This window comes from Roseivivax sp., assembly GCF_054552075.1.
This window is the reverse complement of sequence record NZ_JBTOLZ010000018.1, coordinates 20,675-40,985: the sequence shown is the minus strand read 5'-3', so window position 1 is coordinate 40,985 and position 20,311 is coordinate 20,675. Positions and strand designations below refer to the sequence as shown.

The window sequence follows — 20,311 nt, the reverse complement described above, 5'->3', positions numbered from 1 at the left end:
CATACGGGCAGGAATTGTTGAAACTGAACCACCCAGTTTATAGTTCTTTCCCAAAGCGGGAGAGAGCATGGACGCCGCACTCGACACGATCCGCAAGGGTCGCAAATACGACCAGGTGATCGCGGGCGCGCGGGACGTCTTTCTGCGTGACGGCTTCGACGGCGCGAGCGTGGATGACATCGCCCGCGCCGCCGGGGTCTCGAAGGCCACGCTCTATTCCTATTTCTCGGACAAGCGGCTGCTCTTCCTCGAGGTGGCCCGGCTGCAATGCCGCGACCAGGCCGAGGAGGCGATCACCCATCTCGACCGCTCGCGCCCGACCGAGGCGCTCCTGCACGAGGCGGGCCGCACCTTCGTCGAGATCGTCTTCTCGCCGCTCGCGATCCAGAACTGCCGGATGTGTCTGGCCGAGGCAGAACGCTTCCCCGCGCTCGCCGAGGAGTTCTGGCGCTGCGGCCCGGTCTATTTCGTCGAGGCGCTTCTGACGCTCTTCGACCTGGCCATCGCGCGCGGCGACCTCGAGATCCCCGAGGACCAGCGCGAACACGCCGCGCATCAATTCGGCGAGCTTTGCAAGGCGCGGCTTTTCATGGCGCGGCTCTTCAACATCCGCAGCGATGTGAGCGAAGCCGAGAAAGAGGCCAATGTGACCGAGGCCGTGCGCACCTTCATGGCGCGCTACGGCACCCGGGCCTGAGCCTCAGTCGAGCCGCCGCACCAGCATCTGGTTGCCCTGCGACCGCTTGGTCTCGAAGACCTTGAGGTCCGAGATCAGGTCCGAGAGCTTGCGCTTGCCGTAGGTGCGGGTGTCGAAATCGGGGTTGGCGGCGGTCAGATACTGGCCGAGCTGGCCCAGCGTGTACCACTCGTCGTCCTGCTCGATCGCATCCATGGCGTTGAAGATCAGGTTGCGCGCTTCCTCCATGCTGCCGGTGGCCTTGGTGTCGCGCTGCCCGGATTTCGCCGCCTCGGCCGCCGCGTCGATGTTTTCCAGGAAGATGAACCGCTTGCAGGCCTTGCGGAAGGCGTCGGGCGTCTTCTTCATGCCCATGCCGTAGACCTCGAGCCCCTGTTCGCGCAGCCGCGAGGCGAGCCGGGTGAAATCGCTGTCCGAGGAGACCAGCACGAAACCGTCGAAGCGGCCCGAGTGCATCAGGTCCATCGCATCGATCACCAGCGCGATGTCCGAGGCGTTCTTGCCCACGGTATTGGCCGGCTGGTGGTGCGGCACCAGGCCGAACTCGGCGGCGACCTTGGACCAGCCCGACATCTGGTGGCTGGAGAAATCGCCGTAGAGCCGCCGGACGCTCGCCTCGCCCAGGGTGGCGATCTCGTCGAAGAGCGCGCGGGCGTATTTCGGCGAGGTGTTGTCCGCGTCGATCAGCACGGCAAGCAGCGGGTTCGGTTCGGCCATGTGGCCTCCTGTCGGGTCAGAGGTGTTTCATCATCACCAGGGCGTCGACATAGCCGGCCGAGGGATGATGGAAAGCGCCCGGAAGGCGCCCGACGACCGCGTATCCCGCCCGCTCCCATGTGGCAACGGCGCGGGTGTTCTCGGCAACCACGAAATTGAACTGCATCGCCCGGAAGCCCGCCGCGCGGGCCGCGGCCTCGGCATGGGCGAGCATCTGCCGGGCGACGCCCCGCCCCTGCGCGGCGGGCGCGGTGACGAAGGCGGCATTGGCCACATGCGCCCCGCCGCCGCGCTTGTTGGGGCGCAGGAAATAGCTGCCGAGGATCGTGCCGTCCGCATCCTCGGCGAGGCTCACCCGGTTGCCGTCGCCGGTCCAGAAATCCAGCGCCTCCGCGCGCGAGATGTCGGGCTCGATCGCATAGGTCTCGCCCGCGCGGAACACCGGCTCCAGCATCCGCCAGAGCGGCTCGGCGTCTGCGGGCGCGTAGGGGCGCAGGTGGAGAGGTGCGGTCTGGGGTGTGGACTGGGGCGCGGTCTCGGGCATCAGGGCATCCGGTAGTCTTCGTGGCAGGCCCGACAGGTCGCGGCATACTCACCGAAGCTGCCGGTAAGCGCCTGGCGCGAGCCGGTGCGCATCGAGGCGGCGGCTTCGGCCATCTCCTCGGCGCGGGCGGTGAAATCGTCCCAATCGGTCCAGATCGCGGGCAGCGCCTCGGATTTCGGGTCCTCGGCCTTGCGGGCGAAGGCGTCGGGGATGGCCTCGGCCTTCTCAACCAGGAGCGCGCGGTCGGCGGCGGCCTTACCGGCGTCGAAGGGCGCCTGGCCCCGGCGCATCTTGTCGATCCGGGCGGTGGCGGCCTTGATGTCCTCCATCAGCTCCATCCGCGCCATGACATCGGGATCCTTCACGCCCTCATGGGCGAGGGCCATACCGGCGGTGAGGGCCAGCGCAAGGGTCAGGCTCAGGGTACGGGTCATCATGGGGCTCCTTCCAGGGATCCGGCGGCGCTTGGCACCGGGGTCCGCCGGTCATGCCAGCCGGCCCCCGGGGCGCAAGCGCAAAGGCGGCTCAGAAGGTCACAACCGCGCGAATCGACTTGCCTTCGTGCATCAGCTCGAAGCCGTGGTTGATCTCGTCGAGGCTGAGGGTATGGGTGATCATCGGGTCGATCTCGATCTTGCCGTCCATGTACCAGTCGACGATCTTCGGCACGTCGGTCCGGCCCTTGGCGCCGCCGAAGGCCGTGCCTTTCCAGACCCGCCCGGTGACCAGCTGGAAGGGCCGGGTCGAGATTTCCGCCCCCGCCGGCGCCACGCCGATGATGATCGACTGCCCCCAGCCGCGGTGGGTGCATTCCAGCGCGTCGCGCATGACCTGCACGTTGCCGGTGGCGTCGAAGGAGTAGTCCACCCCGCCGATCTGGTCGAAATCGGTCTTGGTGAGCGCGACGATCTCTTCGACGACGGTGCCCGAGAGCTCCTTGGGGTTCACGAAATGGGTCATGCCGAACTTCTCGGCCATGGCCTTCTTCTCGGGGTTGATGTCGACGCCGATGATCTTGTCGGCGCCGGCCATGCGCAGGCCCTGGATCACGTTGAGCCCGATCCCGCCGAGGCCGAAGACCGCGGCGGTGGAGCCGATCTCCACGCCCGCGGTGTTGATCACCGCGCCGATGCCGGTGGTCACTCCGCAGCCGATGTAGCAGATCTTGTCGAATGGGGCGTCCTTGCGCACCTTGGCCAGCGCGATCTCGGGCAGGACGGTGTGATTGGCGAAGGTCGAGCAGCCCATGTAGTGATGGATCGGCGTGCCGTCCGCCATCGAGAAGCGCGTCGTCCCGTCGGGCATCTTGCCCTGGCCCTGGGTGGCGCGGATCCGGGTGCAGAGGTTGGTCTTGCCGGACAGGCACGAGGCGCATTCGCGGCATTCCGGCGTGTAGAGCGGGATGACATGATCGCCCGGCTCCAGGCTGGTGACGCCTTCGCCCACCTCGAGCACGACGCCCGCGCCCTCGTGGCCGAGGATCGCGGGGAAGATGCCCTCGGGGTCGGCGCCCGAGCGGGTAAACTCGTCGGTGTGGCAGATGCCGGTCGCCTTGACCTCGATCAGCACTTCACCGGCCTTCGGGCCTTCGAGGTTCACCTCCATGATTTCGAGGGGTTTTCCGGCTTCGAGAGCGACGGCGGCGCGGGTTTTCATGGAGGGCCTCCTGATGTTCAATCGGGGCAGAGATTGTGCCGAAAGGAGCGCCCATGCAACCGAAGACCGCGCCGCGCCTCGCCTGGCTTCTGCCGCTTCTGCTCGCCGCCTGCGCGCCGGGGGGCGCGGCGGTGGGAGCGCCGGGGGTGCCTGGGGGTGACGAGGTGGCCGATGGCGGGCCCGGTGCGCGCCCCGGTGTGCCGGGTGGCGCGCCGGGGGACGGCCTGCAGGAGCCCGGGTCTCCCGACGCGGATTCCTGCGGCGCCGAGGGCTACCGCGCATTGGTCGGCAGCCCCCTCGCCGCCGTGACCCTGCCCGCCGACCTCGACGCCCGGATCATCAGGCCCGGCGACATGGTCACCATGGATTACTCCGAAAGCCGGCTGAACATCGCGCTGGACGCGGAAGGCGTGATCACCCGGGTGTATTGCGGATGAGGTGATTGGGGCGCGGCTCGGGGAGCGCGGGCGCGCGCCGGAAGGCGCTTGGCTGGACGGCGCAGGACCGGATGGCCGCAGCTGGGAGCCTGACGCACTCTCCTCAAATACATCGCCCGTCCCCCCTGCCCGGCCGATACCCCGCCCAACAGAGGGCGCGCGCCGGACCGGGGGTCGGCGCGGCTGACGATTGAGCGACGCGCTTTATCCCAGCAAGGTCAGGACTAGAGACGAACTAAGCACGCCACCCCAAGGAGCGCCGGCCCAAGGGGCCGGTCCGGCGCGCGCCCGGCATCTTCGATGCTGTTCGGTCGCAAGAGGGGCGCTTGGGTAAGCGGGAGTTCGAGAGATGCGGACTCGTGACAGCGGAGCGCAGCGTGTGGCGCGCGTCCCTCGCAAGCAAGCCCGCAATCCGAAGCCACGCCCCCACCACCAAGCCCCCCCTGACTCGACCCCGCAGCCGACTCGCCCTATAAAGAACAAAGCACGAACACTTGCTGCCGCCTGCCATGCCCAACCGACGCATCCTCTCCCTCTGGTTCCCCCGGCTGGGGGCCGAACGGCTGATCCGCCGCGACCCCAATCTCGGGCAGGTGCCCTTCGCCACCGTCGAGGAACAGGGCAACGCCCAGCTTCTGGCGGCGCTCTCGCCGCGCGCCTCGGCGGAGGGGCTCTATCCCGGCCAGCCGTTGCGCGACGCCCATGCCGCCTGCGCCGACCTGCTGACCCGGCTGGCCAACCCGCACCGCGAGGCGGCCTTTCTCGGCACCCTGCACCGCTGGGCGGGCAAGTTCTCGCCCTGGGTCGCCCGCGAGGCCCCGGACGCGCTGGTCATCGACCTGACCGGCTGCGCGCATCTCTTCGGCGGCGAGGCGGCGCTCCTGGCCCAGGTCGAGGAGGATTGCGCCGACCTCGGCCTCAGCCTGCGCGCGGGCATCGCCGACACCCTGGGCGCGGCCTGGGCGCTGGCGCGCTACGGCGGCCGCCGCGCCGAGGGCCACCGCAGCGGCGATGCCATCGACCAGGAGGCCCGCGCCACCCGGGCCCGGGCCGGCAAGCGGCGCCACTGGGAGCGCGGCGGCGCGGCGCCCCAGGCCGGCACGCCCCAGACCGGCACCCCCCGGAGCGGCAGCGAGAGGATCGCCCCGCCGGGCAAGACCTACGGCGCGCTCGCACCCCTGCCCGTCGCGGCGCTCCGGCTGCCGCCCGAGACGGTCGAGAGCCTCTCGCGGCTCGGGCTGCGGCGGATCGGCGACCTGGCCGGCCAGCCGCGCGCCAGCCTCGCGCGGCGCTTCGGCACCGGGCTCGTGGGACGGCTCGACCAGGCGCTCGGCGCGGCGCCCGAGCCGATCACGCCGGCCGCCCCGCCGGTGCGCTTCTCGATCCGCCTCACCCTGCCCGAGCCGATCGGGCTCGAGGCCGACCTCCTGGCCGGGCTCGACCGGCTGCTGCCGCCGCTCTGCGAGAAGCTCCGCCGGCAGGGGCGCGGCGCCCGGCGGGTGCGGCTCGAGGCTTACCGCGCCGACCAGTCGATGGACTGGGCCGTGGTCGGGCTCGCCCGGCCCGCCCAGGACCCCGCCCGGCTGCGCCCGCTCCTGGCGATGAAGGTCGCCGAGATCGACGCGGGCTTCGGCATCGACATGCTGCGCCTCGAGGTGCTGACCCACGAGCCGGTGCATGCGCGCAGCCCCGCGGGGCATCTCGATGCCGGGCGGCGGGTCTCGGAGAAGCTCAGCGCCGATACCGCGCTCGAGGACCTGATCGGCCGGCTCGGCGCGCGGCTCGGGCTCGAGGCGATCACCCGGCGCCACCCGGCCTCGAGCCATATCCCCGAGAAGGCCGCGCTGACCCTGGCCGCCGCCTGGTCCGAGCCCGCCCCGGGCTGGCCCGAGCCGCCGGTGCCCCGGCCGCTCAGGCTCTGGCGGCCCGAGCCGGTGCAGGCCCCCGACGCGCCGCATCTGCCAGGGCGCTTCCGCTGGCGCGGCCGCGACCACGAGACCCGCGGCGCCACCGGCCCGGAACGGATCGCGCCCGAATGGTGGCTCGAGGAGCCCGACTGGCGCTCGGGCCAGCGCGACTACTGGCAGGTGGAGACCGACCGCGGCGAGCGGCTCTGGCTGTTCTACGCCCACGGCGGCCTGCTGTCCTCGGGCTGGTTCTGCCACGGGACGTTTGGGTAGGGGGGGTGTGGCGATGCGGGCGGCGCGCGCTCTCCGCCCGCGCTCCATGCCTCCTCCCAAAGAGAAGGCACCGCTAACCCCGCAGCTTTCACTTCCCGAAGAAAAGGCACCGGGGTCACCACCCTCTCGGCCTTCCCAACAAAGGGCGCGCGTCGCCCGGCTTTGCACCGGCCTCTCAAACTGCGACCAAGCCCGGTCGACACCCTCGCCAACAGAGGGCGCGCGCCGGACCGGGGGTCGGCGCTTCTGCCCTCTGAGCGAGGCGCTTTATCCCAACAAGGTCAGGGCTAAAGGCGAGCTATGCACGCCACTCCCAGGAGCGCCGGCCCATCGGGCCGGTCCGGCGCGCGCCCGGCATCTTCGATGCTATTCGGGCGCAAGAGGCGCAACGTCGGCCGACAGACGCAGAAGGCGGCCGGGCCTTGCAGTAACGCCCCTACAGAGCGGCAAGTCAGTCGAGAACGCGCTTCAGCCGGCTTTGCACCGACATCTCAAACTGCGCCCAAACACGGTCGCCCCCCCAACAGAGGGCGCGCGCCGGACCGGGGGCCGGCGCTGCTGACCTCTGAGCAAGGCACTTTATCCCAGCAAGGTCAGGGCTAGAGGCGATCTAAGCGCACCCTCCCAAGGAGCGCCGGCCCATAGGGCCGGTCCGGCGCGCGCCCGGCACCTTCGGTGCTGTTCGGGCGCAAGGGGGGCGCGAGGGGGATAGTGAGGACATTGCCCGACCTACGTCGCAGACAGCACAGCCCCCCTCACCCCTCGCCCAGCTTCGGCGCGGCGCGATCCAGCACCAGCTCGGCGTCCGAGAACCGGAAGGGCGCGCGCACGCCGGGCAGGCCCTCGGGGGCGATCTGCAACCCGCGCGCCACGACCTGCGGGTCGGCCATGACCTCGGCCATGTCGTTGATCGGCCCGGCGGGCACGCCCTCGGCCTCGCAGGCGGCCAGCAGCTCGGCCTTGGAGAAGCGCAGCGTCGCCGCGCTCAGCCGGCGGATCATCTCCTCGCGGTGGGCCACCCGGTCGGCATTGGTCAGGAACTCCGGCGCCTCGGCCATCTCCTCCAGCCCCAGAAGCCCGCACAACCGCCGATACTGCGCATCATTGCCGGTGGCGATGATGATGAAGCCGTCGGCCACGTCGAAGACCTGGTAGGGCGTCAGGTTCGGGTGGTAGTTCCCGGTCCGTCCCGGCGGCGTGCCCGTGGCGAGATAGTTCATCGCCTGGTTCGCCGTGGCCGCCACCGCGCAGTCGAGCAGCGCCATGTCGATGTGCTGACCGCGCCCGGTGCGATGGCGCTGCTCGAGCGCCGAGAGGATCCCCACCACCGAATAGAGCCCGGTGAAGAGATCGGTCACCGCCACGCCGGCGCGCTGCGGCTGGCCCTCGGGGTCGCCGGTGATCGACATGAGCCCCGACATCCCCTGGATGATGTAGTCATAGCCCGCGCGATGGGCGTAGGGCCCGTCCTGCCCGAAACCGGTGATCGAACAGTAGATCAGCCGCGGATTGACCTGTGAGAGCGTGGCATAATCCGCGCCATATTTGGCCAGCCCACCGACCTTGAAGTTCTCGATCAGGATGTCGGCCTCGGCGACCAGCGCGCGCAGCTCCGCCTGGCCCTCCTCGGTGCGCAGGTCGATCACCACCGAGCGCTTGCCGCGGTTGCAGGAGTGGAAATAGGCGGCCGAGCGGTCGCCCTCGCGCTCGATGAAGGGCGGGCCCCACTGGCGGGTGTCATCGCCTGCAGCGGCCTCGACCTTGATCACCTCGGCGCCGAGATCGGCCAGCGTCTGGCCGGCCCAGGGGCCGGCCAGGATCCGCGCGAGCTCGACGACCTTCAGCCCGGCCAGCGGGCCATCCGGAGCCGAGACGCTCATTCCGCCGCGGCGATCTTCTCGTCGAGGATCTCGGCGAAGTCGTCGTAGTTCATGTTGGAATGCAGCTCGCCGTCGATCATGAAGCTCGGGGTCGAGCGGATGCCGTCGGCCTCGGCGTTCTCCTGGTACCATTCCACCAGGCTGCGCAGCTGGTCGCCGTCGGTCAGGCAGGCTTCGAGCTGGCTGTCATCGAGCCCCGCCACCTTGCCGATCTTGCGCAGCCCGTCGGCGATGGCCGCATCCGAGCCCGCGCGGGCCCATTCGGACTGGGTCTCGTAGATCATGTCGGTGATGCCGAAGAAGCGGTCGGTGTTGCCGCCGCAGCGCGCCACCAGGGAGGCCCACATGCCGTATTTGTCGAAATAGACCTCGCGGTAGACGAATTTCACCTGGCCGGTCTCGACGTAGTTTTCCTTGATCCGGTCGAAGACGTTCTCGTGGAAGCTGGCGCAATGCGGGCAGGTATAAGAGGCGTATTCGATCACCTCGACCGGCGCGTCCTCGGCGCCCAGCACCATCTCCTGGACCGTGCCCGTGGGCGCGGCATCCTCGCTGTCGTCCTGCGCCTGGGCCGCACCCGGCAGGTCGAACTCGGGCGAGGCCGGCGTGCCGATCCGCTCGAGCGCCCAGAAGCCGCCGAGGCCCAGCACCGCCGCAAGCGCGGTCGCGGAAATCATCCGTTTCATTCACGTCACCTTTTCTGTCGCGGGCCTCAGCCCGGTTTTCGATTTCGGGATAGAACGTTGGTCGCCAGACGTTCAAGCGCAACCCTGAGCCCCTCGTCGCCCACGTCGCTGGCACGATCCTGCGCCTCGGCGACAACCTTGGGATCGGGCGGCGCGGGTTCGGCCTTGGGCGCGGGCGCGAAGCGCACCTGCCCCTCGGCAAAGCCCGTCGGCGCCGTCTGGGTGATCCGCACCTTCTGGATCGCGTTGAACCCGTAGACCTGGTTCACCCGGGTGCGGATCTGCTCTTTCTGCATCTCGAGCTGCGGCGCATTGGCGCCGGTGGTCAGAAGCACCAGCGTCGCGCCCAGCCCGCCGCGGCCGTAGCTCACCTCGACCGGGCGGGCGATGCGGGCGGTTTCCGGCCCGGCGATCTCCTCCCAGTGGGTCAGCACCCGCGACTGCGAGAAGCCGCGCGTCTCGGTGGCGCGGCGGATCGAGGTCTTGAGCAGGCTCGCGGTCTGCTGGAAGCCCCGCGTGGTGCTGCGCTGTCGCGTCATGGTTGGACTCCACTCCTGGCGGATATACTAGACACCCGCGCGGCCAGCGCCACCCCAGCCGCGCCGGCCACAAGATCAAAGGGACTTGATCCGTGCGTGAAACCGCCGATACCGCGCTGCTGCCGCAGGACCTTCTCGACTGGTACGACCGCCACGCCCGGGTGATGCCCTGGCGGGTGGGCCCCGCCGACCGGGCCCGGGGGCAGCGGCCCGATCCCTACCGGGTCTGGCTCTCCGAGGTCATGTTGCAACAGACCACCGTGGCCGCCGTCAAATCCTATTTCGAGGCCTTCACCGCGCGCTGGCCGCGGGTCACCGACCTCGCCGCCGCCGAGGACGCCGAGGTCATGGCCGCCTGGGCGGGGCTCGGCTACTATGCCCGGGCGCGCAACCTGTTGAAATGCGCCCGCGCCGTGGCCGAGGAGCATGACGGCGTCTTCCCCGACACCCGCGAGGGGCTTCTGGCCCTGCCCGGCATCGGCCCCTATACCGCCGCCGCCGTCTCCGCCATCGCCTTTGACCGGGCCGAGACCGTGGTCGACGGCAACGTCGAGCGGGTCATGGCGCGCCTTCACGACGAACATGTGCCGCTGCCCCAGGCCAAGCCGCTCCTGACCGCCCATGCCGAGGCGCTGACGCCCTCGGCCCGCCCCGGTGATTACGCCCAGGCGGTGATGGACCTCGGCGCCACCGTCTGCACCCCGCGCAATCCCCTTTGCGGGCTCTGCCCCTGGCGCGGCGCCTGCGCGGCCTGGGCGGCGGGCACCCAGACCGAACTGCCGAAGAAGGCGCCCAAGAAGCGCAAGCCGGTGCGCCACGGCATCGCCTATCTCGCGCGGCGCGTGGACGGCGCCTGGCTCCTGGAGACCCGGCCCGAGACCGGGCTTCTGGGCGGGATGCTCGGCTGGCCCGGCACCGACTGGGTGGACATCGAGACGCCCCTGCCCGGCGAGGCCGCCCCGATCCGCGCGGAATGGAAGACCCTGCCCGAGGAGGCGCGGCACACCTTCACCCATTTCCACCTGCGCCTGACCCTGAAGGTGGCGCTGGTGCCCATGGACCGCGCGCCGGAGCGCGGCGAGTTCGTGCCGCCGGAGGCGTTCCGCCCGGGAGACCTGCCGACGCTGATGCGGAAGGCGTTTGATTTGGGGCGGCCGCGGTAGGGGGCTGGCGAGGCGCATTGGCTGGATAGCGTGGCAGTCGGAATGACTGGAGCCGCGCGGGAAGTGGCTGGGGACGTGCAGGCGCGACTGCTCGCCGAGCCGGAAATCTCTCGGAACGGTCGACAAGGCGCTGCACCAAAGACGCCTCACCCCACACCCCTCTGACAATCGCCCCTACCGCTCCCACCAAGCCCACCCCCTTGCGCCCGAATAGCACCGAAGGTGCCGGGCGCGCGCCGGACCGGCCCCTTGGGCCGGCGCTCCTGTGGGCAGTGCGCCTAGCTCACAGTGAGCCCCGACCTTGCTGCCATAAAGCGCGCCGCTCGGAGCTCAGCAGCGCCGCCCCCCGGTCCGGCGCGCGCCCTCTGGGTGAGAGCGGGGGACAGGCTCGGTGTGGTCGGTGGTGTGACGGATTGGGAAGGTTCAGTGTTGTGACGGATTGGGAAGGTTGGAAGGGCTTGGCCAAGGCTCTGCGCTCGCCCGTCGGACAGGGCGCTTGACTGGCGCATCAGGGCGGACGTCAACGAGGGAGCCACGTCGTGGTCCGCCTCGGGCCCCAGCCGCAGTTCTTGAACCGAGCCACCGTGCCCCTCCCCCCACCCCCGCGCGCATCTGACCTCTTGCGATACCCCGCGGCCGGGGTATCGTTCCGGTTGAGGTTCCGCAGAGCGACACAAGGCCCACCCCGACATGTCAGACGCCCATCCGACCGGCCCCGAACCGGGCTTCCTGCCGCCCGAGAAACTGAGCCGCATCAGCGCGGCGCTGCCTTTCTGGATGTCGCTGACGCTGCTGCCCGTACTCTGGCTGGGGGCGTTCCTCGGCGGCTGGTGGCTGGTGCTGACGCCGCTCGTCACCTGGTATCTCTTCTCGGCGCTCGACGCCGCACTGGGCCTCAACCTCGAGAACGCGGACCCGCAGACCGGCGAGGACCAGCTCTTCTGGTATCGCCTGATCACCCTGATCTGGTGCCCCCTGCAGGTCGTCACGCTTTTTGCGCTGATCGGCTATGCGACCTCGGCCGAGCATCTCTCGACGCTGGAGCGGATCGCGCTGTTCTTCGGGGTCGGCGTGGTCACCGGGGCGGTGGGGATCAACTACGCCCATGAGCTCATGCACCAGAAGAACGCGGGCGAGCGGCGGCTGGCCGACCTGCTGCTTGCGACCGTGCTCTATTCGCATTTCCGCTCCGAGCATCTGCTTGTCCATCACCGCTACGTCGGCACCCCGCGCGACACGGTGACGGCGCGCTACAACGAGGGCTTCCACCGTTTCTACCCGCGCGTCCTCCGGCAGTCGCTGCGCTCGGCCTTCGAAGCCGAACGCGCGCTGCTCGCGCGGAAGGGCCTGCCCTGGACGCATCACCGCAATCCGTTCTGGCTCTACTGGGGGTTGCAGATCGCCTGCCTCGCCGGGGCTTTCGCGCTGGGCGGCTGGGCCGGTGTCGGACTCTTCCTGGTGCAGGCCGGGGTGGCGGTCTGGCAGCTCGAACTGGTCAACTACGTGGAGCACTACGGGCTCACCCGCGCGCATCTGGGCGGGGGCAAATACGAACACGTCAAGCCGCGCCATTCCTGGAACGCGGCGCATAAGGCTTCGAACTGGCTGCTGATCAACCTGCAGCGCCACTCGGACCACCACTACAAGCCCGACCGGCGCTTCCCGCTTCTGCAGACCTATGACGCCGAGGAGGCCCCGCAGCTGCCGCATGGCTACCCGGTGATGACCGTGGCGGCGATGATCCCGCCGGTCTGGCGGCGGGTGATGAACCCCCGGGTCCGCGCCTGGCGGCGGCATTTCTATCCCGAGATCACCGATTGGACGGAGTACAACCGCCACGAGACGCCGATGCCGCGGTGAGTGCGGCGGATCCTGAGGCGTGCGGGGCGTGAGACGCCCGCGCTGGCTCGCGGCGCGCGCCTGAACGCCGCGCAAAGCTGAACGGACGTTGCCGCCCAAGCCCGAGAGGCACAGCGGACGCCGCAGCCGCAGAGACTGCGCCGACCCGCCTCAGCGGCTTAGGCGCCACCCCACCCCGTCACACCATCTCCGCCACATAGGCGCGCAGCGCCGCCTCGGTGCCCTCGGACCAGACGCAGCGGGCCCAGCGGGCGAAAGCCTCGGTGAAGGCCGAGGCCTCGGCCAGATCGCCGTAGATGACCCGCAGCCCGCTCCAGGCCGCGGGGTCCGCGCCCGTGCGGGCGGCGGCCTCGGCCAGCATCTCCCAATGCGGATCGTTGGGGGCGATCTCGCTGCCGTCCTCGCGGCGCCCGGTGCACATCCGCGCCCAGAGCGCCTCGGCCAGGGCCAGCCCCTCGATGCCCTGCCCCGCCGCGATGCGCTCGCGGATCATCGGCAGAAGAAAGCCCGCGTGCCGCGAGGAGCCGTCGAAGGCCACGCGCCGCACGGTGTCGACGATGGCGTCATTGGCGAAGCGCCCGGCGATCAGCCGGGCGTAGCCCTCGGGCGTCATGCCAGGCACCTCGGAGACCTGCGGCGCGATCTCCCGCGTCTCGACCGTGGTGAAGAACGCGGCGATGGCGGGATGCGCCATGCAGCCGGCGATGGTCTCGACCGAGAGAAGCTCCCCGGCGTTGGCCAGCAGCTGGTGCCCGGCGTTCAGCATCCGCAGCTTCATCGTCTCGTAGTCGTGCACCCGGTCCGAGAAGGTCGCGCCCACCCGGTCCCAATCGGGGCGGCCGGCGCAGAAGTCGTCCTCGATCACCCATTGACGGAAGTTCTCATGGGTCACCGGCGCGGCATCCGCGATGCCCAGCTCGCGGGCCAGGGCGATCTCCTTCGGGCCCGTGGCGGGCACGATGCAATCGACCATGGAGTTGGGAAAGCTGCATTCCGCCGCGATCCAGTCGGCCAGCGTGGGATCGGAGAGCCGCGCGAGCCCCTCGACGGTCTGGCGCAGCACCGCGCCATTGCCCTGGACGTTGTCGCAGGAGAGCCCGGTGAAGGGCCCGTGCCCCGCCGCGCGCCGCGCCTTGAGCGCCGCGACCATGGCCCCGAAGGCGGTGCGCGGGGCCTCGGGGTGGGCGGCGTCGTGACGGATGTCGGGATGCGCGGCGTCGAAGCCGCCCGCGGCGTCGCGGTAATAGCCGCCCTCGGTTACGGTCAGCGACACGATGCGGATCGCCGGGTCGGCCATGCGGGCGATCAGCGTGGCATGGCCCTCTTCGACCGGCAGGAAGTCGATCATCGGACCGGTGACCTCGGCGGCCCGGCCCGAGGGATCAAGCTCGATCAGCGTGTTGAGGCAGTCCTGCGCCAGGAGCTTCTCGCGGGTGGCGGCATCGGCGGGGCGCACGCCCGCGCCGAGGATCGCCCAGTCCCGGGCTTGCCCCGCGTCCATCAGCCGGTGCAGATACCAGGCCTGATGGGCGCGGTGAAAATTGCCGAGCCCGATGTGCAGGATGCCGGGGCTGAGCGCCGCGCGGTCGTAGCGCGGCACCCGCACGCCCCGGGGCAGGCGGTCCAGCGTGGCGTTCGACAGCGGGGTCAGCTCATCCATTGGCCACCATCCACGTTGTAGCATTGCGCGACGATGTAGTCGGCCTCGGGCGAGGCCAGGAAAACCGCCATGCCGGTCAGATCCTCGGCCCGGCCCATGCGGCCATAAGGCACGGCGGCGCCGACCTCGGCCTTCTTCTGGCCGGGCTTCTTGCCCTCGTATTTGGCGAAGAAGGCGTCGACGCCGTCCCAGTGCTCGCCGTCGACCACGCCGGGGGCGATGGCGTTCACGTTGATGCCGTGTTCGATCAGGTTCAGCCCCGCCGACTGGGTGAGCGAGATCACCGCCGCCTTGGAGGCGCAGTAGACCGCCACCAGGGGCTCGCCCCGGCGCCCGGCCTGGCTCGCCATATTGATGATCCGCCCGCCCTTGCCGCGGTCGATCATGTGCCGCGCCACCGCCTGCATGGTGAAGAGGCAGCCCGCGACATTGACCCCGAAGACGCGGTCGTAATCGGCCCGGGTGATCTCGGCGATCGGGGAAGCCGTGAAGAGCGCGGCGTTGTTCACCAGGATGTCGATGCCGCCCAGGACCTCGGCGCTGCGGGCCACGCCGGCCTCGATGCTCTCCTGGCGGGTGACGTCCATCTCGACGGCAAAGGCCGCCTCGCCCAGCTCGCGCGCGCAGGCCTCGGCGCGCGCCATGTCGATGTCGGCGATCACCACCCTGGCGCCTTCGCGCAGGTAGGCCTCGGCGAAGGCGCGGCCGATGCCGCGCGCCGCCCCGGTGATCAGCGCCGTCTTGCCTGCCAGCCGTGTCATGCGATGCGCAGCCCTTCCGCGTCGAAACGATGGATCTGGTCCTCGCGCGGGCTGAGCGAGATCTTGTCGCCGTGGCGGAAGCTGACCTCGCCCGGGGCGCGGACGGTGAGCGTCTCGGCCAGACCGGTGTCGTGGATGTGGAAGAAGGTGTCCGAGCCCAGGTGCTCGGCCACGCCGACGCGCCCGGTCCAGGGCCCGCCCTCCGAGGTGACCTCGATGTGCTCGGGCCGGATGCCGATGGTATTTGCCTGACGCGAGCTGGCCTCGGAGCCTTCGATGAAATTCATCTTCGGGCTGCCGATGAAGCCCGCCACGAAGAGGTTGCGCGGCGCGCGATAGAGCTCGAGCGGCGAGCCCACCTGTTCGATCACCCCGGCGCGCAGCACAACGATCTTGTCGGCCATGGTCATCGCCTCGACCTGGTCGTGGGTGACATAGATCATCGTGGTGTCGAGCCGCTTGTGCAGCTCGGAGATCTCGAGCCGCATGCCCACCCGAAGCGCCGCGTCGAGGTTCGACAGCGGCTCGTCGAAAAGGAAGGCCGCCGGCTCGCGCACGATGGCCCGGCCGATGGCGACCCGCTGGCGCTGGCCGCCCGAAAGCTGCCCGGGCCGCCGGTCGAGGTAGTCGGTCAGGTTCAGCGCCGAGGCGGCCGCCTCGATACGGCGGGTCTGCTCGTCCTCGGGCACGCCCGCCATCTTCATCGGGAAGGCGATGTTCTTGCGCACCGACATATGCGGGTAAAGCGCGTAGCTCTGGAACACCATGGCCAGGCCGCGCTTGGCCGGGGGGATGTCGGTGGCCGCGGCGCCGTCGATCTCGATGCTGCCCGAGCTGACGTCCTCGAGCCCGGCGATCAGCCGCAGGAGCGTGGACTTGCCGCAGCCCGAGGGGCCGACGAAGACCGCGAATTCCCCGTCTTCGATGGATAGGTCGAGCGGCGGGATGACCTGAACGTCGCCGAAGCTCTTGGTGACCTGCTTGAGGGTGATCTGTCCCATCGGTGTCTCCTTACTTCACGGCGCCGAAGGTGAGGCCGCGGACAAGTTGTTTCTGGCTGAACCAGCCCAGGATGAGGATCGGCGCGATGGCCATGGTCGAGGCCGCCGAGAGCTTGGCGTAGAACAGGCCCTCGGGGCTGGAGTAGCTGGCGATGAAGGCGGTGAGCGGCGCCGCCTTGGCGGCGGTCAGGTTCAGCGTCCAGAAAGCCTCGTTCCAGGCCAGGATGATGTTCAGCAGCACCGTCGAGGCGATGCCCGGGATCGCCATGGGCGTCAGCACGAAGAGGATCTCCTCGCGCAGGCCCGCCCCGTCCATCCGCGCGGCCTCGAGGATCTCGCCCGGGATCTCGCGGAAGTAGGTGTAGAGCATCCAGACGATGATCGGCAGGTTGATCAGCATCAGCACGATGGTCAGGCCGATCCGGGTGTCGAGCAGCCCGAGCTGGATGAACAGCAGGTAGATCGGGTACAGCACGCCGACCGCGGGCAGCATCTTGGTCGAGAGCATCCACAGCAGGATGTCCTTGGTGCGCCGCGAGGGCACGAAGGCCATGGACCAGGCGGCGGGCACGGCGATCAGGATGCCCAGGAGCGTCGAGCCCCCGGCGATGATGATCGAGTTCCACAGGAAGCGCATGTAGTCCGAGCGCTCCTGCACCACGCTGTAGTTCTCGAGCGTCCAGTCGAAGAACAGGAAGACCGGCGGGTCGGCGATTGCGGTCGCCTCGGTCTTGAAGCTGGTCAGGATGGTCCAGAGGATCGGGAAGAAGATCAGCAGGCCGACCGTCCATGCGGCGAGGCTGTTGATCGTCTTGCGGCGGGTGGTGACGGCGCGGGCCATGGTGAGGTCTCCTTCAGGCGTCGAGGTTCTTGCCGACGATGCGCATCAGGAAGAGCGCGACGATATTGGCGAGGATGACGGCGTAGATGCCGCCCGCGGAGCCCAGGCCGACGTTCTGGCTTTCGAGAACGCGCTGGTAGATCAGGTAGGTGAGCGTCCGGGTCCCGAAGGAGCCCTGGGTGGTCACGAAGATCTCGGCGAAGATCGACAGAAGGAAGATCGTCTGGATCAGCACCACCACGGTGATCGCCCGGCTGAGATGCGGCAGGATGATGTAGAAGAACCGCGACAGGGCCGGGGCGCCGTCCATCTCGGCGGCCTCGAGCTGCTCGCTGTCGAGCGACTGGATCGCGGTCAGCAGGATCAGCGTCGCGAAGGGCAGCCACTGCCAGCCGACGATCAGCACGATCGAGAACAAGGGCGCCTCGGAGAGCCATGACACCGGCTCGGCCCCGAAGAATTTCCAAAGATGCGCGAAAAGGCCGTTCACCGGGTCCATGAACATGTTCTTCCAGACCAGCGCCGAGACGGTGGGCATGACGAAGAAGGGCGCGATGACCAGGATGCGCACCACCCCCTGCCCCCAGATCGGCTGGTCGAGCAAGAGCGCGATCAGCACCCCGAAGACCACCGTCACCAGGAGCACGCCGCCGACGATGATCAGCGTCGCCTGGACCGCGGGCCAGAAGCTCGAGGAGGTGACGAAGCGGGCGTAGTTCTCGAAGCCGACCCAGCCCAGGTCGCCGCCGCGCAGCGGCAGGTAGCGCTTGAACGAGAAGTAGAGCGTCATCGTCAGCGGGACGAGCATCCAGCCCAGGAGCAGGATGACGGCGGGCGCCATCATCAGGCGGGCGGCGGAGCGGGCGTGTTGCGTGGCCATGATCTCATCCTTCCAGGACAGGCGCCGGGCGGGCGGCCATGTGATCGGAGCGCGGGGGCGCGCGATGCGGGCGGGCGTCGGGGGCTCGGGCCACGCAGCGGGCGCCGGCAGCGGGCGGACGCCGGGACAGGCGCGGCGCGCGCGGGGCAGCGGTCCCCGGGGGGCGGGCGGGCCGCCCCCCGGGTCGGGAGGAAGGCGTCAGTAGCCTGCCGCCTCCATTTCGTCGGTCACCAGGGCCTGTGCCTTGGAGAGCGCCTCTTCGGGGCTCTGCTGGCCCGCGACCATGGCCGAGAACTCCTGGCCGGCGGCGGTGCCGATGCCGGCCCACTCGGGGATCGCGACATACTGGATGCCGACATAGGGCACGTCACCCACGGTCGGATCGCTGGGATCGGCCGCGTTGATCGACTGCAGCGTCATGTCCGCGAAGGCGACCTTCTGGTACTCGGGGTTCTCGTAGAGCGAGGTCCGGCTACCCGGGGGCACGTTGGCCCAGCCCTCGTTCTCGGCGACGAGCGCGAGATACTCTTTCGAGGTGGCCCATTCGATGAAGGTCTTGGCCGCATCGGTCGCATCCGAACCCGCGGGCACGGCGAGCGCCCAGGCCCAGAGCCAGTTGGCGCGCTTCTCGACGCCGTCCTTGTTCGGCGCCAGCGCGAACCCGACGCTGTCGGCGACGGTGGAGTCGTTGGGGTTGGTCACGAAGGAGGCCGCCACGGTGGCGTCGATCCACATGCCGCATTTGCCCTGCTGGAACAGCGCCAGGTTCTCGTTGAAGCCGTTGGTCGAGGCGCCCGGCGGGCCGTAGTTCTCGAGCAGGTCGTTGTAGAAGCTCACCGCCTCGGCCCACTCGGGGCTGTCGAGCTGGGCTTCCCAGTTCTCGTTGAACCAGCGCGCGCCGAAGGAGTTGGCCACGGTGGTAATGAAGGCCATGTTCTCGCCCCAGCCGGCCTTGCCGCGCAGGCAGATGCCGTAGACCTCGTTCTCCTTGTCGGTCATCGCCTCGGCGGCGGCGCGGATCTCTTCCCAGGTGGGGGCCTCGGGCATCTCCATGCCGGCGGCTTCCATCAGGTCGGTGCGATACATGACCATGGAGCTTTCGCCGTAGAAGGGCGCAGCATAGAGCTGGCCGTCGTGGCTCAGACCGGCGCGCATGGCCGGCAGGATGTCCTCGGCGTCGTAGTCGTCGCCCATGTCGTCGAGCGGCACGAGCCAGCCGTTCTTGGCCCAGATCGGGGTCTCGTACATGCCGATGGTCAGCACGTCGAACTGCCCGCCGTTGGCGGCGATGTCCTGGGTGACGCGCTGGCGCAGGATGTTTTCCTCGAGCGTGACCCACTCCAGTTCGATGTCGGGGTGCTTCGAGGTGAAGTCGTCGGTCAGACCCTGCATCCGGATCATGTCACCGTTGTTCACGGTGGCGATGGTGACGGTGGTCTGGGCGGCAGCCACGCCTGCGGTGAGGGCAAGCGCGCTGGCCGCACAAAGTGCGGTTTTGAAAGACATCAGTTCCTCCCTTTCGAGCCGAAGTGCTCAAGAGAAACCTTGCGGGATTCCTTACCGCGCGTCAACAAAAATTTTACGCGCGCAAATTTACGAGGTTTTTAAGCGGAAGCGCGCAGGATCAGCCGCGCCGGGACCAGGGTTTCCTGGCGCTCGGGCAGCCGCCCGCCGGCCTCGATCAGCGCAAAGAGCGATTCGACGGTGTTCTTGGAGACCGATTCGTAGTCATGCGCCGCGGTGGTCAGCGGCGGGCAGGTGAAGCGCGAGAAGGGGTGATCGTCCTGCGAGGCGACGCGGATGTCGCAATCCTCGCCGATGCCGACCTTCACGCCCTTTTCCCAGCAGGCCGACAAAAAGCCGATCGCCAGACGGTCGTTGCTGCACAGCACCGTGTCGGTGGGCAGGGCCTTGCGCTCCAGCACCTCGAGCCCGCCGCGGCGGCCGATCTCCTCGAAGGCCCAGCCCTCGCCCGCGACCGAGATCACATGCGGCTCGAGGCCCAGCTTCTCCATCCGCGCGAGATAGGCCAGGCGGCGCTTGTTGGCGTTGGGGTTCGCCGGGTGGCGCATCTCGAAGAAGGCGGGCGGCTCGCCGCTGCGGGTCAGGTAGTCGACGGTCTGGTCGACGAAACTGTTGTTGTCCGAGCCGATGAAGGCCGCGCCCATGCCGTCGATATTGCTGTCGAAGAGCACCGTCGGCACGTCCTTGCAGAACTTCTCGATGGCGCCCCGGTCCGAGGCCCGGCCGAGCGGCGCCAGCAGGACGCCTGCAGGTTTCAGCGCGCGCAGGTCGTTCAGGATGTCGACCTCGAGCTCGGTCTTGCCGTGCGCCGAATAGAGCGTCGGGCGCAGCCCGGCGGCGATGCAGCGTTCCTCGAGGTTGCGGGCGATCTCGGCGAAGAAAGGGTCCGCCAGGTAAGGCACCACGATGCCGATGTTCTTGGTCAGCCGCCGGTTCTGGTTCACCGCGTAGATGTTCGGCTGGTAGTCGAATCGCTCCAGCGCCTTCTCGATCTTCTCGCGGGTCGAGGCGCGCACGCTGGTCGGATCGTGGAAATACTTGGAGATCGTCGGCCGCGAGATCCCGCTGACGGCGGCGAACTCCTCCATGTTCTTGATCTTGGCCACGAGCGTCCCCAAAATTTACGCGTGCAAAGATTTTGACCCAGCTGGCAAGTTTGGTCAATCTTCCGGCGGCCCGATGCGCGCGGTCTCGCGGACGGCCCCAAGCGGGACGGCGGCCCCGGACAGGCCCGGCGCGCACCCCGCGGGGCCGGGTTTACCCCAGCCCCGGGCGAAGCGGAACC

19 protein-coding genes are annotated in these 20,311 nt (G+C 69.3%); 5 read left to right on the top strand and 14 right to left on the bottom strand.

All coding sequences use genetic code 11. The features are described 5' to 3' along the window. The first annotated feature begins 67 nt into the window (after positions 1 to 67). Positions 68 to 697 carry a TetR/AcrR family transcriptional regulator gene (locus tag ACX938_RS13810; protein ID WP_232755140.1) on the top strand — a complete coding sequence of 210 codons (630 nt, stop codon included), beginning with the start codon at positions 68 to 70 and terminating at the stop codon, positions 695 to 697. A gap of 3 nt (positions 698 to 700) precedes the next feature. Here ACX938_RS13810 and ACX938_RS13805 read toward each other — a convergent pair whose 3' ends face one another. The 4 genes from ACX938_RS13805 to ACX938_RS13790 all read right to left on the bottom strand — a co-directional run bounded on the left by ACX938_RS13805 (position 701) and on the right by ACX938_RS13790 (position 3,614). Then, positions 701 to 1,414, bottom strand: coding sequence for an NYN domain-containing protein (locus ACX938_RS13805; RefSeq protein ID WP_459431486.1), 714 nt, complete (start codon positions 1,412 to 1,414; stop codon positions 701 to 703). A 16-nt stretch (positions 1,415 to 1,430) separates the two neighbouring features. Continuing rightward, positions 1,431 to 1,958: a GNAT family N-acetyltransferase gene (locus ACX938_RS13800; RefSeq protein ID WP_459431485.1), complete on the bottom strand. Its 528-nt coding sequence runs from the start codon at positions 1,956 to 1,958 to the stop codon at positions 1,431 to 1,433. Next, complete coding sequence (locus ACX938_RS13795; RefSeq protein WP_459431484.1) at positions 1,958 to 2,392, bottom strand: c-type cytochrome; 435 nt, start codon at positions 2,390 to 2,392, stop codon at positions 1,958 to 1,960. The genes ACX938_RS13800 and ACX938_RS13795 overlap by 1 nt, the downstream gene beginning before the upstream one ends. 91 nt (positions 2,393 to 2,483) lie before the next feature. Continuing rightward, the gene (locus ACX938_RS13790; protein ID WP_459431483.1) at positions 2,484 to 3,614 is read right to left on the bottom strand and encodes an S-(hydroxymethyl)glutathione dehydrogenase/class III alcohol dehydrogenase; all 1,131 of its coding nucleotides are present in this window, start codon (positions 3,612 to 3,614) and stop codon (positions 2,484 to 2,486) included. Between the two features lie 53 nt (positions 3,615 to 3,667). Between ACX938_RS13790 and ACX938_RS13785 the strand changes: the two genes are divergently transcribed. Together ACX938_RS13785 and ACX938_RS13780 are read left to right on the top strand one after the other, a co-directional pair. Next, on the top strand, positions 3,668 to 4,051 hold the full coding sequence (locus ACX938_RS13785; protein ID WP_459431482.1) for an I78 family peptidase inhibitor: 384 nt from the start codon (positions 3,668 to 3,670) through the stop codon (positions 4,049 to 4,051). A 509-nt stretch (positions 4,052 to 4,560) separates the two neighbouring features. Further along, positions 4,561 to 6,231, top strand: a complete 1,671-nt coding sequence (locus tag ACX938_RS13780) for a Y-family DNA polymerase (protein ID WP_459431481.1) — start codon at positions 4,561 to 4,563, stop codon at positions 6,229 to 6,231. A 755-nt stretch (positions 6,232 to 6,986) separates the two neighbouring features. Here the strand turns inward: ACX938_RS13780 and ACX938_RS13775 are convergent. The 3 genes from ACX938_RS13775 to ACX938_RS13765 are packed head-to-tail and all read right to left on the bottom strand — an operon-like array spanning position 6,987 to position 9,336. Beyond that, positions 6,987 to 8,111, bottom strand: coding sequence for a CaiB/BaiF CoA transferase family protein (locus ACX938_RS13775; RefSeq protein ID WP_459431480.1), 1,125 nt, complete (start codon positions 8,109 to 8,111; stop codon positions 6,987 to 6,989). After that, positions 8,108 to 8,797: a DsbA family protein gene (locus ACX938_RS13770; protein WP_459431479.1), complete on the bottom strand. Its 690-nt coding sequence runs from the start codon at positions 8,795 to 8,797 to the stop codon at positions 8,108 to 8,110. Before ACX938_RS13770 ends, ACX938_RS13775 begins: the two co-directional genes overlap by 4 nt. Before the next feature lie 26 nt (positions 8,798 to 8,823). Further along, complete coding sequence (locus ACX938_RS13765; RefSeq protein ID WP_459431478.1) at positions 8,824 to 9,336, bottom strand: DUF721 domain-containing protein; 513 nt, start codon at positions 9,334 to 9,336, stop codon at positions 8,824 to 8,826. A gap of 92 nt (positions 9,337 to 9,428) precedes the next feature. Here ACX938_RS13765 and mutY point away from each other — a divergent pair, with 92 nt between their 5' ends. Then, a complete protein-coding gene (mutY, locus tag ACX938_RS13760; RefSeq protein ID WP_459431477.1) occupies positions 9,429 to 10,499 on the top strand; it encodes an A/G-specific adenine glycosylase in 1,071 nt (356 codons plus the stop codon). Positions 10,500 to 11,189: 690 nt separating this feature from the next. Beyond that, the gene (locus tag ACX938_RS13755) at positions 11,190 to 12,359 is read left to right on the top strand and encodes an alkane 1-monooxygenase (RefSeq protein WP_459431476.1); all 1,170 of its coding nucleotides are present in this window, start codon (positions 11,190 to 11,192) and stop codon (positions 12,357 to 12,359) included. Positions 12,360 to 12,537: 178 nt separating this feature from the next. Here the strand turns inward: ACX938_RS13755 and ACX938_RS13750 are convergent, their stop codons facing one another. The 7 genes from ACX938_RS13750 to ACX938_RS13720 all read right to left on the bottom strand — a co-directional run bounded on the left by ACX938_RS13750 (position 12,538) and on the right by ACX938_RS13720 (position 20,132). Further along, a complete protein-coding gene (locus ACX938_RS13750) occupies positions 12,538 to 14,019 on the bottom strand; it encodes a mannitol dehydrogenase family protein (protein WP_459431475.1) in 1,482 nt (493 codons plus the stop codon). Next, positions 14,007 to 14,780, bottom strand: a complete 774-nt coding sequence (locus ACX938_RS13745; protein WP_459431474.1) for an L-iditol 2-dehydrogenase — start codon at positions 14,778 to 14,780, stop codon at positions 14,007 to 14,009. The genes ACX938_RS13750 and ACX938_RS13745 overlap by 13 nt, the downstream gene beginning before the upstream one ends. Beyond that, positions 14,777 to 15,781, bottom strand: coding sequence for an ABC transporter ATP-binding protein (locus tag ACX938_RS13740; RefSeq protein ID WP_459431473.1), 1,005 nt, complete (start codon positions 15,779 to 15,781; stop codon positions 14,777 to 14,779). Before ACX938_RS13740 ends, ACX938_RS13745 begins: the two co-directional genes overlap by 4 nt. Positions 15,782 to 15,791: 10 nt before the next feature. Next, positions 15,792 to 16,622 carry a carbohydrate ABC transporter permease gene (locus ACX938_RS13735; protein ID WP_232754147.1) on the bottom strand — a complete coding sequence of 277 codons (831 nt, stop codon included), beginning with the start codon at positions 16,620 to 16,622 and terminating at the stop codon, positions 15,792 to 15,794. 13 nt (positions 16,623 to 16,635) lie between these two features. After that, on the bottom strand, positions 16,636 to 17,502 hold the full coding sequence (locus ACX938_RS13730; RefSeq protein ID WP_232754148.1) for a carbohydrate ABC transporter permease: 867 nt from the start codon (positions 17,500 to 17,502) through the stop codon (positions 16,636 to 16,638). A gap of 198 nt (positions 17,503 to 17,700) precedes the next feature. Continuing rightward, positions 17,701 to 19,008 (bottom strand): ABC transporter substrate-binding protein, encoded by a 1,308-nt coding sequence (locus tag ACX938_RS13725; RefSeq protein ID WP_232754149.1) that lies wholly within the window; start codon positions 19,006 to 19,008, stop codon positions 17,701 to 17,703. 98 nt (positions 19,009 to 19,106) lie between these two features. Continuing rightward, complete coding sequence (locus ACX938_RS13720) at positions 19,107 to 20,132, bottom strand: LacI family DNA-binding transcriptional regulator (RefSeq protein ID WP_232754150.1); 1,026 nt, start codon at positions 20,130 to 20,132, stop codon at positions 19,107 to 19,109. Positions 20,133 to 20,311: the final 179 nt, after the last annotated feature.

Excerpts from the sequence above, each read along its gene's own strand:
- ACX938_RS13740 (WP_459431473.1), bottom strand. The coding sequence starts at position 15,781 with ATGGGACAGATCACCCTCAAGCAGGTCACCAAGAGCTTCGGCGACGTT.
- ACX938_RS13775 (WP_459431480.1), bottom strand. The coding sequence starts at position 8,111 with ATGAGCGTCTCGGCTCCGGATGGCCCGCTGGCCGGGCTGAAGGTCGTC.
- ACX938_RS13750 (WP_459431475.1), bottom strand. The coding sequence starts at position 14,019 with ATGGATGAGCTGACCCCGCTGTCGAACGCCACGCTGGACCGCCTGCCC.
- ACX938_RS13805 (WP_459431486.1), bottom strand. The coding sequence starts at position 1,414 with ATGGCCGAACCGAACCCGCTGCTTGCCGTGCTGATCGACGCGGACAAC.
- ACX938_RS13755 (WP_459431476.1), top strand. The coding sequence starts at position 11,190 with ATGTCAGACGCCCATCCGACCGGCCCCGAACCGGGCTTCCTGCCGCCC.
- ACX938_RS13765 (WP_459431478.1), bottom strand. The coding sequence starts at position 9,336 with ATGACGCGACAGCGCAGCACCACGCGGGGCTTCCAGCAGACCGCGAGC.
- ACX938_RS13810 (WP_232755140.1), top strand. The coding sequence starts at position 68 with ATGGACGCCGCACTCGACACGATCCGCAAGGGTCGCAAATACGACCAG.
- ACX938_RS13735 (WP_232754147.1), bottom strand. The coding sequence starts at position 16,622 with ATGGCCCGCGCCGTCACCACCCGCCGCAAGACGATCAACAGCCTCGCC.
- ACX938_RS13795 (WP_459431484.1), bottom strand. The coding sequence starts at position 2,392 with ATGACCCGTACCCTGAGCCTGACCCTTGCGCTGGCCCTCACCGCCGGT.
- ACX938_RS13725 (WP_232754149.1), bottom strand. The coding sequence starts at position 19,008 with ATGTCTTTCAAAACCGCACTTTGTGCGGCCAGCGCGCTTGCCCTCACC.
- ACX938_RS13730 (WP_232754148.1), bottom strand. The coding sequence starts at position 17,502 with ATGGCCACGCAACACGCCCGCTCCGCCGCCCGCCTGATGATGGCGCCC.
- ACX938_RS13785 (WP_459431482.1), top strand. The coding sequence starts at position 3,668 with ATGCAACCGAAGACCGCGCCGCGCCTCGCCTGGCTTCTGCCGCTTCTG.
- ACX938_RS13745 (WP_459431474.1), bottom strand. The coding sequence starts at position 14,780 with ATGACACGGCTGGCAGGCAAGACGGCGCTGATCACCGGGGCGGCGCGC.
- ACX938_RS13790 (WP_459431483.1), bottom strand. The coding sequence starts at position 3,614 with ATGAAAACCCGCGCCGCCGTCGCTCTCGAAGCCGGAAAACCCCTCGAA.
- ACX938_RS13770 (WP_459431479.1), bottom strand. The coding sequence starts at position 8,797 with ATGAAACGGATGATTTCCGCGACCGCGCTTGCGGCGGTGCTGGGCCTC.
- ACX938_RS13800 (WP_459431485.1), bottom strand. The coding sequence starts at position 1,958 with ATGCCCGAGACCGCGCCCCAGTCCACACCCCAGACCGCACCTCTCCAC.
- ACX938_RS13780 (WP_459431481.1), top strand. The coding sequence starts at position 4,561 with ATGCCCAACCGACGCATCCTCTCCCTCTGGTTCCCCCGGCTGGGGGCC.